This is a genomic window from Blautia sp. TM10-2 (assembly GCF_003480845.1).
Lineage (GTDB): Bacteria > Bacillota > Clostridia > Lachnospirales > Lachnospiraceae > Fusicatenibacter > Fusicatenibacter saccharivorans.
Map to the genome: position 1 here is coordinate 101,107 of NZ_QUJZ01000013.1, position 15,898 is coordinate 117,004.

The 15,898-nt window shown below is 41.5% G+C and carries 13 protein-coding genes and 4 pseudogenes; 2 read left to right on the top strand and 15 right to left on the bottom strand.

Annotation, left to right across the window (positions count from 1 at the left end; all coding sequences use genetic code 11):
- Window positions 1-50 precede the first annotated feature (50 nt).
- The 8 genes and pseudogenes from DXD92_RS13980 to DXD92_RS19715 form a co-directional block, all read right to left on the bottom strand.
- Window positions 51-1,649 (bottom strand): response regulator, encoded by a 1,599-nt coding sequence (locus DXD92_RS13980; RefSeq protein WP_055267740.1) that lies wholly within the window; start codon window positions 1,647-1,649, stop codon window positions 51-53.
- A 172-nt stretch (window positions 1,650-1,821) separates the two neighbouring features.
- Window positions 1,822-3,474, bottom strand: a complete 1,653-nt coding sequence (locus DXD92_RS13985; protein WP_055228554.1) for a galactose/methyl galactoside ABC transporter permease MglC — start codon at window positions 3,472-3,474, stop codon at window positions 1,822-1,824.
- 17 nt (window positions 3,475-3,491) lie between these two features.
- A complete protein-coding gene (locus tag DXD92_RS13990; RefSeq protein WP_055228555.1) occupies window positions 3,492-5,000 on the bottom strand; it encodes a sugar ABC transporter ATP-binding protein in 1,509 nt (502 codons plus the stop codon).
- 147 nt (window positions 5,001-5,147) lie between these two features.
- The gene (locus DXD92_RS13995) at window positions 5,148-6,452 is read right to left on the bottom strand and encodes a substrate-binding domain-containing protein (RefSeq protein WP_055228556.1); all 1,305 of its coding nucleotides are present in this window, start codon (window positions 6,450-6,452) and stop codon (window positions 5,148-5,150) included.
- 343 nt (window positions 6,453-6,795) lie between these two features.
- Window positions 6,796-8,157 carry an MATE family efflux transporter gene (locus tag DXD92_RS14000; protein ID WP_117761998.1) on the bottom strand — a complete coding sequence of 454 codons (1,362 nt, stop codon included), beginning with the start codon at window positions 8,155-8,157 and terminating at the stop codon, window positions 6,796-6,798.
- 227 nt (window positions 8,158-8,384) lie between these two features.
- Window positions 8,385-9,098: a metallophosphoesterase gene (locus DXD92_RS14005; protein WP_117762300.1), complete on the bottom strand. Its 714-nt coding sequence runs from the start codon at window positions 9,096-9,098 to the stop codon at window positions 8,385-8,387.
- Between the two features lie 379 nt (window positions 9,099-9,477).
- A pseudogene (locus DXD92_RS19710) lies at window positions 9,478-9,564 on the bottom strand (IS200/IS605 family transposase); the annotation flags it as partial.
- A gap of 20 nt (window positions 9,565-9,584) precedes the next feature.
- Window positions 9,585-9,737: a sortase B protein-sorting domain-containing protein gene (locus DXD92_RS19715; RefSeq protein WP_118640779.1), complete on the bottom strand. Its 153-nt coding sequence runs from the start codon at window positions 9,735-9,737 to the stop codon at window positions 9,585-9,587.
- Between the two features lie 308 nt (window positions 9,738-10,045).
- Here DXD92_RS19715 and DXD92_RS14020 point away from each other — a divergent pair, with 308 nt between their 5' ends.
- Window positions 10,046-10,753 (top strand): LytTR family transcriptional regulator DNA-binding domain-containing protein, encoded by a 708-nt coding sequence (locus DXD92_RS14020; RefSeq protein WP_055267388.1) that lies wholly within the window; start codon window positions 10,046-10,048, stop codon window positions 10,751-10,753.
- 112 nt (window positions 10,754-10,865) lie between these two features.
- Window positions 10,866-11,093, top strand: a pseudogene (locus DXD92_RS19545) (winged helix-turn-helix transcriptional regulator); the annotation flags it as partial.
- Between the two features lie 134 nt (window positions 11,094-11,227).
- On the opposite strand, the pseudogene DXD92_RS14030 reads toward DXD92_RS19545, so the two are convergent.
- The 7 genes and pseudogenes from DXD92_RS14030 to DXD92_RS19060 form a co-directional block, all read right to left on the bottom strand.
- A pseudogene (locus tag DXD92_RS14030) lies at window positions 11,228-12,418 on the bottom strand (MATE family efflux transporter); the annotation flags it as partial.
- Window positions 12,419-12,421: 3 nt separating this feature from the next.
- Entirely contained in the window at window positions 12,422-12,964 is a 543-nt protein-coding gene (gene rbr / locus DXD92_RS19550; RefSeq protein ID WP_243104913.1) for a rubrerythrin, read from the bottom strand.
- Between the two features lie 18 nt (window positions 12,965-12,982).
- Window positions 12,983-13,603, bottom strand: a pseudogene (locus DXD92_RS19555) (flavin reductase); the annotation flags it as partial.
- Complete coding sequence (locus DXD92_RS14040) at window positions 13,596-14,003, bottom strand: Fur family transcriptional regulator (RefSeq protein ID WP_055225693.1); 408 nt, start codon at window positions 14,001-14,003, stop codon at window positions 13,596-13,598. The gene DXD92_RS14040 and the pseudogene DXD92_RS19555, both read right to left, overlap by 8 nt.
- Window positions 14,004-14,130: 127 nt before the next feature.
- Window positions 14,131-14,880 carry a peroxide stress protein YaaA gene (gene yaaA, locus DXD92_RS14045; protein ID WP_117805398.1) on the bottom strand — a complete coding sequence of 250 codons (750 nt, stop codon included), beginning with the start codon at window positions 14,878-14,880 and terminating at the stop codon, window positions 14,131-14,133.
- Window positions 14,880-15,335, bottom strand: coding sequence for a thioredoxin-dependent thiol peroxidase (bcp, locus tag DXD92_RS14050; RefSeq protein ID WP_021737556.1), 456 nt, complete (start codon window positions 15,333-15,335; stop codon window positions 14,880-14,882). Before bcp ends, yaaA begins: the two co-directional genes overlap by 1 nt.
- Before the next feature lie 3 nt (window positions 15,336-15,338).
- The gene (locus DXD92_RS19060; protein WP_021737557.1) at window positions 15,339-15,548 is read right to left on the bottom strand and encodes a DUF6219 family protein; all 210 of its coding nucleotides are present in this window, start codon (window positions 15,546-15,548) and stop codon (window positions 15,339-15,341) included.
- Between the last annotated feature and the right edge of the window lie 350 nt (window positions 15,549-15,898).

The window sequence follows — 15,898 nt, forward strand, 5'->3', positions numbered from 1 at the left end:
GATGTACTCTCGGAGTCTTTCTGTGCTTGCTCTTTCTGCTTTCCGTCTTTTTATTTTCCGGAAGCTCTGTATTTGGAAGGGGAAACACCGAATTTCTTTTTGAATACATAGCTGAAGTAGTTCGCATCCTGATATCCCACTTTTTCTGCGATCTTATAGCTTTTTTCATCGGTGTTCAGCACCATTTCTTCTGCCCTGTCCATTCGGTAATCGGTAAGATAGGAGACAAAGGACTGACCGGTTTCCTTTTTAAAGATGGACGAAAAGTAAGAATTGGACACACCAAGATCTGCGCACACATCATCCAGCGAGAGCGCCGGTTCCATATATCTGTCTTTTACGATGTTCTGTGCATCGGTGATGATCCGTCTGGAGGTACTGTTTCTGGTACTTCTCAGTTTTTCGCTGATCGCCATAGACATATTGATGATCCAGTTTGTCATAGAGCTTTCATCCAACTGAGTCACTCTTTCATAAAGGTTCTGTACATTTCCGGAAATTTCATTGAAATCCATGGAATTATTGGCACAGAATTTGAAAAATCCGCTGACAATCTCCATGGTAGCCAGATTGTACTGGCTGATGGTGGCTGCATTCTTATGGAGCTTTTCTGTCTCTTTGATGGCTTCTTTCCGGATCTTCTCCTGATCCCCTACATGGATGGCACGAAACAGCTCCTGCATCCTTGTCTCTTCTAAGGGAACCGCCTTTTTTGACTCTTTAGGAACGATCTCCGCGATATTGATGGCTCGTTTCGTTCCGTACAGGACACGATAGGATACCGCCTCTCTGGCTCCCTCGTAGGAAATACTGATGTCGTACAGACTGTTGCAGACGGTTCCGATCCCTGCGGTAACCGCCGCCCCCATAATTCTCCATGCCCAGCGGCAGAACCGGTCACACTTGTCCGTCAATTGAGCTATCTCATCTTCTGAATGGAGTTCCATAATCAGAATGGTATTACCCATATAAATGAATTCCTGGCAATTACAGTTCTCCATCAGCCGCTGTTTGATCTCCCGTTCCACGGACATGGATAATAATAAGGGATTCATCCCATCCGGCACATCATTTTCCGAGGTATGAAAGATAATGCAGCAAAACAAAGGTCCCTTCATATCCACCTGATAATCCAAAAGGAATCGTTCATAGTCCTCTTCTCTGACTCTTCCTTCAATCAGGGAAATGAAGAAATTGGACTGCAGCTTTGGTAATACCTCCTGGAAATAGTCTTCCAGTTTTTTTACATTTAACTTTTCTTCCCGTTCCCTGTCCAGTGTTGTTTTCAGCTTCATCAGGCTCTCTGACAGCTCGGTGGCGCTGATGGGTTTCAGCATATATTCCTTAATCTCCAGATGGACGGCCTCTTTCGCATACTCGAATTCGTCAAAGCCGGTGCAAAGCATAATGTAAATATTAGGATAGTCCTGGTTCAGTTTTCTTGCCAGCTCCAGTCCATCCATGTAAGGCATTTTAATGTCCGTCAGTACCACATCCGGCTGAAGTTTTTCCACCAGCTCCAAAGCCTTCACGCCGTTGGTGGCACTTCCCACTACGTCAAATCCCAGATCATTCCAATGGATCTTTTTTTTCATAACATCGATGACCTCTACTTCATCATCGACAAGAATCACTTTATATTGTTCCATTCTTATCCCCCTGTTTTCCGGAGTACGTTGTTGTTCCTTCATTATAGCAGAAGATTGCTCTCTGCTGAATGAATAGTTACAAAAATTTTTGCCAGAACAGAATAAAAGACCGCCCTAGTCATCCATCGGACGACCGGGCTGTCTTATATTCTATCTGTTTATGAATCTTTCATTATTTTTTCTGTACATATTTCAGACAGTCAAGTGTTACAGCTGCCAGAATAATGATACCTTCGAAGATGAACTGAAGGTTGGTATCAATACCCAGAATCGTCAGGGCATATGTCAGGGAGGTAAAGATCAGTACACCGGTTACAACTCCGGAGATCTTACCGATACCACCGGTAAAGGATACACCACCAACTACGCAGGCTGCGATGGCATCCATATCCCATCCCTGTCCGTAAGCTGCACTACCGGAACCAACCATACGGTTACATTCCAGCCAGGAACCGAAGCCATACAGGATACCTGCCAGCATAAATGCTCCCATTGTTACTTTAAATACAGAGATACCGGATACTGCTGCCGCTTCCGGGTTTCCACCTACCGCATACAGGTTTTTGCCAAAAGTTGTTTTGTTCCAGATAAACCATACAATGGCAACTGCTGCAACAGCCCACAGAATGATGGTCGGGAATTTTCCGATCTGCGGAATGAAAGTATTCGGGATGGCAGAATCAATCGCACCGAAGGATACACCCTTGGTCGCATAGGTAACCAGACCGAAGATGATCAGCATGTTCGCCATGGTAGAGATAAACGGATGCATTTTGAATCTCGCCATGAAGAATCCGGCAATCATGGCAAATGCTGTCGTAAGGATTACACACATTAACAGTGCAAACAGTGCTTTCGCTGTAGCAGGCATAGCGGAGAAGTCAAATACATGTCCGAATACGGCACCTGTATTGATTCCGTTATGCATGATGATGGTTGCTGTAACCATACCCATACCAACCATACGTCCCACAGAAAGGTCGGTACCTGTTAACAGGATCAGACCGGCAACACCAAGTGCAAGGAACATACGCGGGGATGCCTGCTGTAAGATATTCAGGATGTTGGTAACCGTCAGCAGCTGTGTATTTTTAACGATCGGTGTGATGATACACAGTGCGATGAAGATCAGAATGATTACAATATACAGACCGTTTTTGTACAGGAACTGAGATAAATCGAAGGTATATCTGTAATTTTCCAGTTTCTGTATTCTCTGCTGCGGGAATGTAAATTTGGAAGCCCGCAACAGGTCGATCAGGTGATATTTATGCATGAATGCTTCATGTCTTCTGTCCTTGATCTCCTGAAGCTTCGATTCGTGAGCCATCTGTGCATCAAACAATTTATTTTTGAGCACATATTTCTCAGCCTTAATCTCTTCTGCACCCTTCAGAGAAGCAACCTTTTTCTGATGCTCGCTCTTTAGATCTGCTTTGACCTTCTCATATCTGCTGTTTTCTTCTGCTTTTGCAGCTTTGCAGCTTTTGTTTACTACGTCGTAATAATCCTTTTTGTAATGCGCGGCCAGATAGCTTTCTGCCTCTGCGATCAGCTTTTTGATTTCTTCTTTGTTGTCTGCTTCTACTTTTTTTGCATTTTCCAGCTCTTTTTTGCTGTTTTCAATGATCTTATCTCTCTGTGTTGCGGATAAGTTCTTGTTTTCTTTTGCAATCGCGATCTGTTTTTTCAGATCGCTCACTTTGTCAAAGCCGTCTGCACGTAATGCATCGATTTTTTTCTGGATTTCTTCCACATATTCATCGATCGGCTTCAAAAGCTTTGCTTCTTCTTCCGACGAAATAATAACGCTGTTTTCTGCCATTTCCAATTTTCCTCCTGTTACAGGTATTTAGCACTGAGTCTCAATAATTCTTCCTGGTTTGTTTCTTTGGTATTTACGATTCCGGCCAGACGTCCGTTAGACATAACACCGATTCGGTTGGTAATACCAAGAATCTCCGGCATTTCGGAAGAAACAACGATGATTGTTTTTCCCTGTTTCGCCATATTGATAATCAGTTCATAAATTTCATATTTTGCTCCAACATCAATTCCTCGTGTCGGGTCATCCATCATGAATACGCTCGGTGAACGCTCCAGCCATTTACCAAAGATGACCTTCTGCTGATTACCACCGGAAAGGTTGGCGATCATATCATCCGGTCCCATACATTTTGTATGCATGATCTTGATTTCTTCAGCCGTTGCACGCACCATCTTGTCATGCGATAATGCGACTCCGCTCTTATAATGCTTCATGTTTGCAATGGTAGTATTGAATGTAATATCGCCCTTCAGGAACAGACCATTGGCTTTTCTTTCCTCTGTAATCAGAGCAAATCCGTGATCCATAGCATCTTTCGGGGAGGAGAAGTTCAGTACTTTTCCATCATATACGATATTTCCTTCTGCTTTTGTACGAATTCCGAAGATTGTCTCCAGAAGTTCCGTACGACCGGCACCAACCAGACCATAGAATCCGAAAATTTCTCCTTTTTTGATATCAAAAGAGATGTTCTGCAGTTTCGGTGCATATTTTGTTGATATATTCTGTACGGAGAGAATCGTTTCTCCCGGTGTATTGTCTACAGGCGGAAATCTGTTGTCCAGAGAACGTCCAACCATGGCGGCGATCAGTTCGTTCATATCCGTTTCTTTACTTGGCTTGGTCATGACCAGGCTTCCGTCTCGCAGTACGGATATTTCGTCACAGATTTCAAATATTTCATCCATTTTATGTGAAATGTAGATCAGAGCAATTCCCTGCGCCTTCAGCTGACGCATCATCTTAAAGAGTTTTTCAACCTCCGGTGCAGTCAGGGATGATGTAGGTTCATCCAGTACAATGACTTTGGAATGATAGGAAATCGCTTTTGCGATCTCGCACATCTGTCTCTGAGATACAGACATTTTCTTCATTGGCTGCGTCAGATCAACTGTAATTCCCAGTTTTCTGAACAGGTCTGATGTTTCTTTTTTCATTCTTCCTTCGTCGATCACTCCAACGGAATTCTTTGGGTATCTTCCAAGGAACATGTTATCTACAACACTTCTTTCAAGACACTGGTTCAACTCCTGGTGTACCATTGCCACTCCGTTTTCCAGTGCATCCTTCGGGCCGGAGAAATTCACTTCTTTTCCGTCCAATACGATGGTTCCTTCATCTTTCTGATAGGTTCCAAAGAGGCATTTCATCATTGTCGATTTTCCGGCACCGTTTTCACCCATCAGTCCCATAATGGTTCCAGGTTTGACATTCATGCTGATATGTTTCAGAACCTTATTTCTACCGAACGATTTGCTCATGCCGTTAATCGATAAGATATATTTATTCTTATCATCTGTCATAGCTGCGCTTCCTTTTCTTAATAAAGAAGGGTATCATTGCTGACACCCCTCTATAATTTCATTCATTTACGGTAACGATTCAGAGACCTCATCTCGATTTCGCATGGCTCCGAATCGTCACCATTTACACTCTTATTCTGTCTCGAATTATTTGGAGAGAAGTGATGTATATGCTGCTGCATTATCGGTCTTAACCATGTTAATTGCAAAAGCATCATACTCGCTCGGGTTTCCAAGACGGTTTGTGATATTAGACTCTGTCTGTCCGTCTCCACCGATGTAATCTACCTTCAGGTTCAGCAGATCATCATATTTCTCCAGCAGTGGCTGATAGGTAGAGCTCAGGAAGTTATCCGATGCGTTGTAGATATTCAGCCATACTTTTTTGGATGGGCTCTTGCTTTCATCCAGCTGTTTTGCAACTTTATCGTAAACTTTTGTGGAATCTGTGAAATCGTTGTAGTTATCGGCTGTTACAGCAATATTTAATGCGTAGTAAGATCTCTCTTCTTCGCTGTATCTGTAATCCTCACCCTCTGTCAGGCAGTTGCCGGCTTCATCTGCTGTACCGATACCGGTATCAATGTCTACACCGTCCAGTGCGTTACGCAGAACTCTCAGTGTCAGGTAAGCCTGAACGTCTGCATGCTGAGAAATTGTTCCGCCATATCCTTCACCGATTGCTGCTACAGCATCGCTGTTTGCATCGTAACCGAAGGTAGGAACTTTGTTGTCTTTCGCCCATGCATTGAACATTGACATTCCCATACCATCGTTATTGGAAACTACAACATCGATCTGATCACCGAAGGAAGCTGTCCATGTTCCGATCGCGTTACCAGCTGTTGCAGCATCCCATGTTGCACCTGCTGAGTTTTTCATTTCCTGAGAAGCCAGCTCACGGATGGTATATGTTTTTCCGTCTACATCCAGAGTTGCATCCTGCACAACCTTTGCTTTTCCGTCTACGTTTGTTCCGGCCGGTGTAGAATCTACTCCGCCGTCTGCATCTACACCTGTTCCAAGTGCGGAACGAACACCACGTGTACGGGCGATAGAATCGTTATGTCCGATATCACCGATTGCCAGAACATATCCGATTACGCCGTCACCGTTTCTGTCGATCGTGTCTGCGTTTTTCTTGATGTAATCCAGAACCATCTGTCCCTGCAGCTCAGCACCCTGGTTTGCATCGAAACCTACATAATAAGTATTTCCGTTGAAGTTCAGAGCATCTTTGTCCAGTTCGCCGGTAGCACTGCTGGATGGCTGACGGTTGAACCAGCACAGAGGTTTGTCCTTGTTTTCTACGCTTCCGCCCGTTGATGCCGTAGAATCTGCTGTTTCTGTTTTCTGGGTAGAATCTTTAGACTCTGATGTGGATCCTCCACAACCAGCCATGGATACTGCCATAGCTACTGCCATAATTGCTGCTAATGCTTTTCTTTTCATTTTTATTCCTCCCGTTTGGTGATTTTGCTAGATTCGCTTCGTTCCTAGCTGATGAATTCATTATAATCACAAGCGGTCTGAAAAAAAATAGAATATTTTTGGATTAGTTATTGAAATTTTTGGTTATTTCTTGTCGTAATTCCCCAAAACTCCAAGAATCATGCAAAAAAGCAGTCCCACAGAGCGCAAATTACCGCATGACAGATTTTTGTCGTACCTCGGGTACGCCTTCCCATCTGTTTCCTGTAGTTTGCGTTCTGCAGCACTGCTTTTTTTGTATTATTTCTTACTTATGCTTTAAGCGGGGTAAGAGATCTAAAATCCTCTTGCAGGCGAGACTGCATCAGCTTTCTGACGTTTTAGCATCTTTATATTTTCGTATCAGAATCATATAGCTTATGATCAGTAAAACAGCCGCACTGCTCCATGCACAGATCTCGGCATAGTATATTCCCTCTTCGCCGATCCATTTCGGCAGCAGCAGCGCAACGCTGACACGCATCACAAATTCTGCAATGCCGCTGGCAAGCGGAATCAAAGTATTGCCCAGCCCCTGGATCGCGGAACGATACACATGCAGCAAATACAGTATCCACAAAAAGACAGCCATGATAAACAAATACTTATATGCAATATCTAATACCTGTCGGATCTGCTCCGGTTCACCGGATACAAACAGAGACAATATATTACGCCCAATCAGCACCATCATACCGGAAATGAAAACAGAAGTGAGCACTGCCATATACGTACCGCTGCGCACACCTTTTCGGATTCTCTGATATTTCTTTGCGCCAAGATTCTGCCCTACATACGTTGTAATCGCATATCCATAGGAAACGGCTGCCATCTCCAAAATTCCATACAGCTTGTTCGTTGCCGTAAATCCGGCTACAAACAGAAAGCCAAAGCCATTGATCACATACTGCACCGTAAGTCCTCCCACAGAAATGATCACGTTCTGTATGGCAAGAGGAGTCCCCAGCTTCAAAAGCCGCAGACTCATAGACGGCTGCCTGTAAAAATCCTCCTTTTCCAGTCGGATATCCCTGATTTTCCGTAATACAAGCAGACAGTACAAGGCTGAAAATCCCTGTGCAATAACAGTCGCCACGGCTGCTCCGGCTACGCCCCAGCCAAAAACTGCCACAAACAGCAGGTCAAGTCCCACATTGATCACTGCTGCCACGGTCATTGCAATCAATGGAGATCTGCTGTTTCCAAGTGCCCTTAAGATCGCCGCAAAGATATTATAGGCAGCTATAATCGGGACTCCCGCAAAAATCAGCCGCAAATATAGCATCGTCAGATCAATAACATTATCCGGTGTCTGCAAAAATAAAAGAACGTGATAAACTGCGCCTTCACTTACTGCAAGTACAATCACAGACAGTAATGCTGTCATAATATAGCTTTTCGCCACCGCACATTTCAGATTTTCCTTTTCCCCTGCTCCATAGTACTGCGATACAAGAATCGAAAAGCCCTGTGTGATACCTGTCATGATGCCCAGCACCAGCCAGACCAGCCAGTCTCCGGCGCCTACTGCCGCCAACGCTTCTACTCCTACCACCTGGCCAACAATCATGGTGTCCGCCATCGTATAAAACTGCTGGAAAATATTTCCGAGCATCAGTGGTATGGCAAACGTTATGATCAGTTTTCCGGGGGATCCCGCAGTCATATTCTTTTCATTTGTTCCCATAAGATTAAGAAGCTCCTTTTCTCTCTTTCTCCTCCTGCCGCTATTTTACAGGGGACCATTGCGAAACACAATTCTATTTTTTCACAAAGTTTTTCCGATATTTTTGGTGGCTATTACTTTCTTTTGAGGTAAAAAGAGATTTTCGTTGGTTTTCCATTACAGAGTATGAAAAAGAAGCAGCGTATTTGAGACGCAGACATAATATGCATCCAATTACGTATCGGATTCTACATCTTAATTCCGCAGTATTCCCATGTCACTGTATCGAGCAAGAGGAACTCCTCTGTTCCAATCGGCTTTCCATCTCTGTAAGTTGAAAACACATCCGTGCTAATCAGATTTCCCTCTTTCGTAATTGCATCCATAGGTGTATGGCCTACAACCTGCAACAACTTACGTGGCTTATATAATCTCATTTTTGAATGCTGTGGTCTCAGCCAGATCGGCGATGCATCATTCCACATCTCGATTCTTCCGAGCTGATTAATCGTCTCTAGCACAGCATCCACATCATTATATTTTGCTCGCGGAACATATTCCTCTACAAAGAAATTCAGTACGCCTCCATGAGAAAAGAGAACATTGTCTATTCTCTGAACATATTTAATGGGATTATCTTCTGGAACAGCCTCTCGCAAATCCAACAACTTTCTTTGCACTGTCAGTGAAGCCATGGAGCTATAACCGCTCTCCAGACAATGCCACAGATAACTCAAATCGTGATTCCCGTAGCACCAGGCTGTTTCCGGAAATGCTTTTGCAAACCGAATAGCCTCATCATAAGTTTCTTCATAAAGTCCGACATTATATTGCTTGTCCCAATCATCAGGGATGTCCATCAGACATACCGCTCGATCGGCAATTCCCTGATGCATAAGAGCTGTAGCCTGTTTAAACATCTGCGGTTTAAGATGAACATCAGGAATTACTAATATCTTCATACCATCATACCTTCTTATACTATTCTACTGGATATATCACCCTTTGTCCGGATATCTTCCAACTGATACCGCATTTGCAATGTCTTAATCCAATGAACTGCTGTTTCATAGCACCACCACAGACAGGATTTCCGAGAAATAGTTGCAGCGGCTCGCAATCTTTTTCATAATTTTATATACTGGCAGACAGCAGGTGGTAAAAAGAACCGGTCTTCTCATAAATGCCGATTCCCTGGATATAAAAAGCAGAGGTCGTTGTTTCACAATAAGGAAATACTGACCTCCATAATTTTAAAATAGATTAGTTATTACAATAGGATAAGCCTCATGCCGCAAGTGGAAATTATCCCCCTGTCCGAAATCTGTGATTTCGCTGGATTCCCTTCATGATTTTGATCATGTCTGAAATGTAAAACTGTGATCGGCAGTCTACAAGCAGATGAATAGGATCCTGCATAACCTCTATATCCTTTTTTAGATAATTCACTACATATCTTTTTTATGTTTTACTCCACAGCTAAGCACAATCATTGAAAATAGCAATATCGCAATCCAAATTCCTGCTTTGCTCTCATCTCCTGTTTTCGCATTTGTTGTGCTTTCGTTTTCCTCGGAAGGTTCTTCCTCCTCGATATCCACATCTCAGGCTACTACTTCTGCAGACGAGTTTCCGGTTTTCTGATTCTGCACTCCTCTTCCTATTTCTGTCTCTGCCTAATGATTCGTTCTGTATAGTCAACTTTACTTTTTTATAATATCACGCGCGCAATTACAAAGCAAGCTTTTTTACTTAAATCTGCGTTTTTTTAATGTTTCTTCGATAATTCGTGGTAAATCTTAATTAAAATGCATTTTATTGACATTAATTGTTGTGTTTTAATTGTCTCTCTTGTATTTTCAAAACAGCTATAGTAATATAGAATTATCACAATAAAGGAAGGTCTCATATGCGTTATAATGTTCCACTATATTTCGAACGAAAAAATATCAAAATTTCAGATATTTTTTACCTTACCAGGCAGAATCCTCACACAATCATTACGCTTTCCTCGGGAGAGAGCATTGCAACTACAATCCCGATAAAAGAACTTATGCTTTACTTGCCGGAAGAAGATTTTCTAAATATCTCAAAAGGCGTTGTTCTTCGAAAAAATCAAATTGTTCATATATCCGACGAAGGATTTTATACAATGACTGATGGCGCTGTCTTTCAAGGGAGAAAACGTAATCTGCGTCAGCACAAACAAATCCGTAAGGCACTTGGTTTAAATGCGCAGAACTATTCGGAGGTTTCAGAAGACAGCTCACTTCAATTATTTAATAGCTGTAGCTTTCTCAATGATATGCCACTTGCTTTTTGTATTATTGAACTTGTATTTGATGCACAGGGACATGGTGTAGACTTTGTATTCCGTTACTGTAATGATGAAATGGCTGTTGTTGAGGGCGTTCCCGTTTCAGAAATGTTGAATCGTTCCTTTTATGAAGTCTTTAAAAATGGGGATAAAAAATGGCTTGTTACTTATGCGGATGTAGCATTAAACGGCAATAAACATATCCTGCAGGATTATAGTCCGGAAATCAACAAGACTCTGACTATCTACTGTTTTCAACCTGCCAGCGGATATTGTGCATGTGTATTGATTCCGTCTTAGTGTTCCTCCATTTGGCGTATGCGATTACAAAATTATTTTTCTGTAAACAAAAAAAGTGCGGAAGTCCTTGATTTTTAAGGGTTTCCGCATCTTGAATTATCAACAAAAAAAACGCTCCATAGAAAGTGACGGACTTGTTATCCGTACTGTCTACCCGGAGGTTCCACCCAGGGTTGAATATAGTCTCAGCGAACTGGAACCTACTCTGAAGCCAATTCTTGACTCAATGGTTGAATGGGTAGTGCATATAAACAAATGTAAGAAGAATTTTTATGGATTAAATGCTAAAGACACCACTTTACAACTTTTTCATAAAAAAATATCGTACAGGACTTTCTGATGTATAATGAATTTGACCCAAAACATTACAAAGGAAAGTGACCCTGTACGACAAAAATATTATACAACAAAAAACACTGATTGGTGCTTGTATTTGTTTGCTATTAAATTGTTGTGAGTCAGACAAACTTGAAGTTAACTAATGGATGCCATTTTATCAGTCGACCATGATCTCCTAAGAGCCACATAGGAGATTAAAAAGTTTGCAAGCCAGCCAACTGGTACCGCAAGCCAGACAAAGGCAATGCCGAAACGTGGTGCACAGATTAGGGCAACGGACAGACGAATCGCAAGATTCACTATGTTTGCAACGAGGAACGGACGCATAATTCCGAGACCGCGAAGAACTCCATCGGTTGCCATCTTGATACCCAGGAAGATGAAAAAGTAACCAATCCACCTCATATAATCACCAGACACCTGATAGGCAAACGCCGTTCCGTCTTTTCCTAAGAACAGTGAGGAGATCTGCGTATGCAGCGCTTCAATGGTCACAAACGCAATGGCCGCAAAGCACAGATCCAGCACCAGCGCAGCATGGTAGCCTTTTTTGATACGATCAATTTTCTTTGCGCCAAGATTCTGGGAAACATACGGCGAAACCGCATTACCGATAGATACAAAGATCAATGAAAAAACATTTTCCACCCTCATCGTTGCTGTATACCCAGCGAGTGCCTGTGTACCGAAAGGATTTACCACTGCCTGCACAATCATCATACCGATGGACACTGTGGACTGCTGTAAAACCGACGGCACCGCAATGCGAAGCATGGAATACAGCTCCTGCCGTTCAAACCTGTTAAAGGGGCTTTTATATTGCTGCATCCGTGCAAAGAAAATCAAAAGCGAAAACACTGCGGAAATTCCCTGTGCAATCAGGGTTGCAATAGCCGCACCGAACACACCGAGACCTAGCCCAGCTACCATCCAAAGATCCATTAAAATATTCAGGATGGACGAAAAAATCAGCAGTCCTAGCGGAATTTTGGATTCGCCGATTGAGGTGAACATGGTAGAAAGAATGTTATACATAAACAGAAACGGAAAGCCCACAAAATAGACCCGCAGATACAGTACTGCATCATCCAGTATGTCGGCAGGGGTTTGCAGTCCACTCATCATCGAGCTGGCGAAGAAAAAGCCAAAAACACCAAGGACTATACTTAGAAGCAAAAAGCTAATCAAGGAGGTTGACACGATTGTTTTCATTTTGCCATACTCCCTGGCTCCGAAATAACGGCTCACAAGCACACCGGCTCCGACACCGGCTCCCAGTGCCACACAAATGAACACATTGGTCAATGCTGCACACGCACCGACAGCTCCTTAATAATTCTCTTCATGTACTTCAAAATAGCTCTGTGGATGATTACATACCGGACATACTTCAGGCGCCTTAGTTCCTACCACAATATGTCCGCAGTTACGGCATTCCCATACCTTAACTTCGCTCTTTTCAAATACCTGTGAAGTTTCAATATTCTTAAGAAGTGCACGATATCTTTCCTCATGGTGCTTCTCAATCTCACCTACTGCCCTGAATTTTGCTGCAAGCTCAGGGAATCCTTCTTCCTCAGCTGTTTTAGCAAAGCCATCGTACATATCTGTCCACTCATAATTTTCGCCTTCTGCCGCTGCCACCAGGTTTTCCTTTGTATCACCAATTCCTGCTAATTCCTTGAACCACATCTTTGCATGTTCTTTCTCATTATTTGCAGTCTTTAAAAACAATGCTGACATCTGCTCGTAACCTTCCTTTTTCGCTACAGAAGCAAAATAGGTATACTTATTTCTTGCCTGTGATTCCCCTGCAAATGCCTCCTGTAAATTCTTCTCTGTCTGTGTTCCTGCATATTTGTTTGCTGCCATCTCTTTTACCTCCGTTTTCTTTACTACTTTTTCAAAATCTGATGCCGGGTGCTTGCACAAAGGACATATAAAGTCATCTGGTAATTCCTCGCCTACATATTCATATCCGCAAATTCTGCAACGCCATATTGTCTGACTGTCCTCTGTTTTTCCAACCTCCTGTGGCTTAGGCTTAATATTATTCTGATAATAATCATATGTTACTGAAGGAACATTGCTTAAAACTTCCATATCGGTTATCTCACCGATAAACATCGTATGTGAACCCAAGTCCTCTGTTTTAGTAACTGTCACAGAAATGTATGCATTTGTACCTTCTGTAATATAATAAATACCATTTGTGCCCCTGGCACACTGCTCAAAGGCTTCAAACTTATTGGTATCTCTTCCTGTTTGGAAGCCAAAATGTTTAAACAATTCAAATTGTGCCTTCTGACTTAAGACTGATACAGTAAATTTTCCGGTTCTTTGAATCATATCATGCGTATAATTTGCCTTATTTACACAGATACTTAACTGGTTTGGTTCCGAAGCTGCCTGAATGGCTGTATTAATGATGCATCCGTTATCTTTTTCTGCTTCTTTAGCGGTCAATATAAACAGTCCATAACTCAACTTATACATTGCTTTCCTATCCATGCTGTTCCTCCTTTACCTTCTCCCTGCATTTCGGGCAAATCCCTTTAAATGAAATATCATAATCCACAAATTCAATTCCATGAGTGTTATGAATTCTTTCCAGTAAATCCGGTATTTGATCCATATCCACATCAAAAATTTCACCGCACTTTATACATCTTACATGGTAATGATTTTTCAATGTAAAATCAAATCGGTTCGGTCCATTCGGAACTTCAACCTTTCTTAATGCACCTTCCTCTACCAATATATCAAGATTTCTATATACAGTTCCTTTTCCAATTGTTGGATATGCTTCTTTTATAAATTCATACACTTCATTCGCCGTAACGTGTCTTCTCATTTCGTATACGGTATTTCTTACGAGATCTTTTTGAATGGTATTTCTCCTACTTGTCATTCGTCCTCCTTATTAGGATTAGTTCTTAATAAGGATTATATACCACCATCATCCTGCTGTCAATAAAAATAGTAATAATTCTCATTATTACAAAAACTGTCAAACTGAGCATCTTTTACCTGAATAACTATTTTATTTTGCGTTCAAATACATATTCTGAATCTGAAGATAAATCAGACCTAAACGAATATCCGAGTCTGTCAAACTTCTGAATCTCCACCGGATTTTCAATATTATTTTCCGCTATGAATCTGACCATTTCACCACGAGCCATCTTGGCATAGGTACCTTTTGTTACCAATTTATCTCCGGATAACTCACAAAATACAATCGTAATATATCTGTCCTGTGGTGTCAGATACTTTTCTATACATTTTGAGTATTCTTTTGATGCAAGATTAATGATAATCCTGCTGTCATCGATTATTGAGCGGTATAACAATTCTCCCCAGTACTCATACAGATTTTTTGCATCTCCAATTCCAACCTTTGCCTGCATTTCAAGACGATAAGGAGTCACACCATCCATTGGTTTTAAAATGCCATAAAACGCAGACAAGATTCTTAAATGATTTTGCAAATACTCAAACTGCTGGATTTCAAACACAGATGGTGCCATATATTGAAATGCAATCCCTTCATATGCTAAAACAGCCGGAGTAAGCCTGTTATAAAGATCCATATTTTCCAATCTGTTAAAGTTCTGCTCTGCAATCTTGTCATTACATTTCCAGATAGCTTTCAGTTCTTCTTTTGATTTGCTTTTCATCCAGTTTAATACTTCTGCTGTCTTATCAATATAGACAGGCAGTTCAACCGGTGCTAAGTTATCGGTATCTACAATCATCTTTTTTGCAGGTGATAAAATAATCTTCATTATGCCAATTCCTTAAGCATATTTTCAGGATCATCTGCCGCCTTGACTTTATCATTTGCCTTTATAATGATTCCCTGCTCATCAATAAGATATGTAGTTCTTACTACACCCATAGATACTTTTCCATAATTTTTCTTTTCTTTCCAGACATCATATGCTTCAATAACTTTACGCTCCGGATCTGCTAATAGCGTAAATGCCAGTCCGTATTTTTCTTCAAATCTCTTGTGAGACGCTACAGAGTCCTTGCTTACTCCGAGAATAACAGCTCCCTTCTCAGTAAACTGTGGATAACGCTCAGAAAAGCCACATGCCTGCTTCGTACATCCTGGTGTATTATCCTTTGGATAAAAATATAAGATCACTTTTTTTCCTGCATAATCGCTTAATTTATGCATTTCTCCATTCTGATCCGGCAATTCAAAGTCCGGTGCTTTTTTTCCTAACTCTAACATTTACTATTCCTCCGCTTTTGTATTTTCCACCTGTTTTCTTGTTCTTTTATTACCTGAAATCATTTTATGTCCCGTATACATAGACATGATCATACATATAAGAGTGCTACACGCAAAATACCTATGACCTGATTTGGATCCTTTATATCCAGTATAAAAAGTTCCAATCATAGTAATTAACGCTCCGATTGACCAATACTTATGTGCTTTCATTTTATACCTCCAAATTGATTAAGCTGTTTCCAAAATAAATATCTCTGGATCATTAACAATATTATACATTCCATCCATTACTTTTGACAAGCAGGGAAAGAAAAATACTCAATCCAAATACAAAAGGATGTATCACGATAATTCTTGCATTACCTTGACGCATCCTTTCGTGTTGTATTTTTTTATTCTTCTTTTCATTATTTTTTAATTTACAGATACCCTGCGTCATTGTTCCCATTTGGCAGAATGTATACCAGGTTCGTGGCTTATATGCCTTAGACACTGTGCTGTTTGGCTCATAAACCTCAACCTCCTTGTGCTTAGAGTATATGAAATTTTAGCTTTATCTT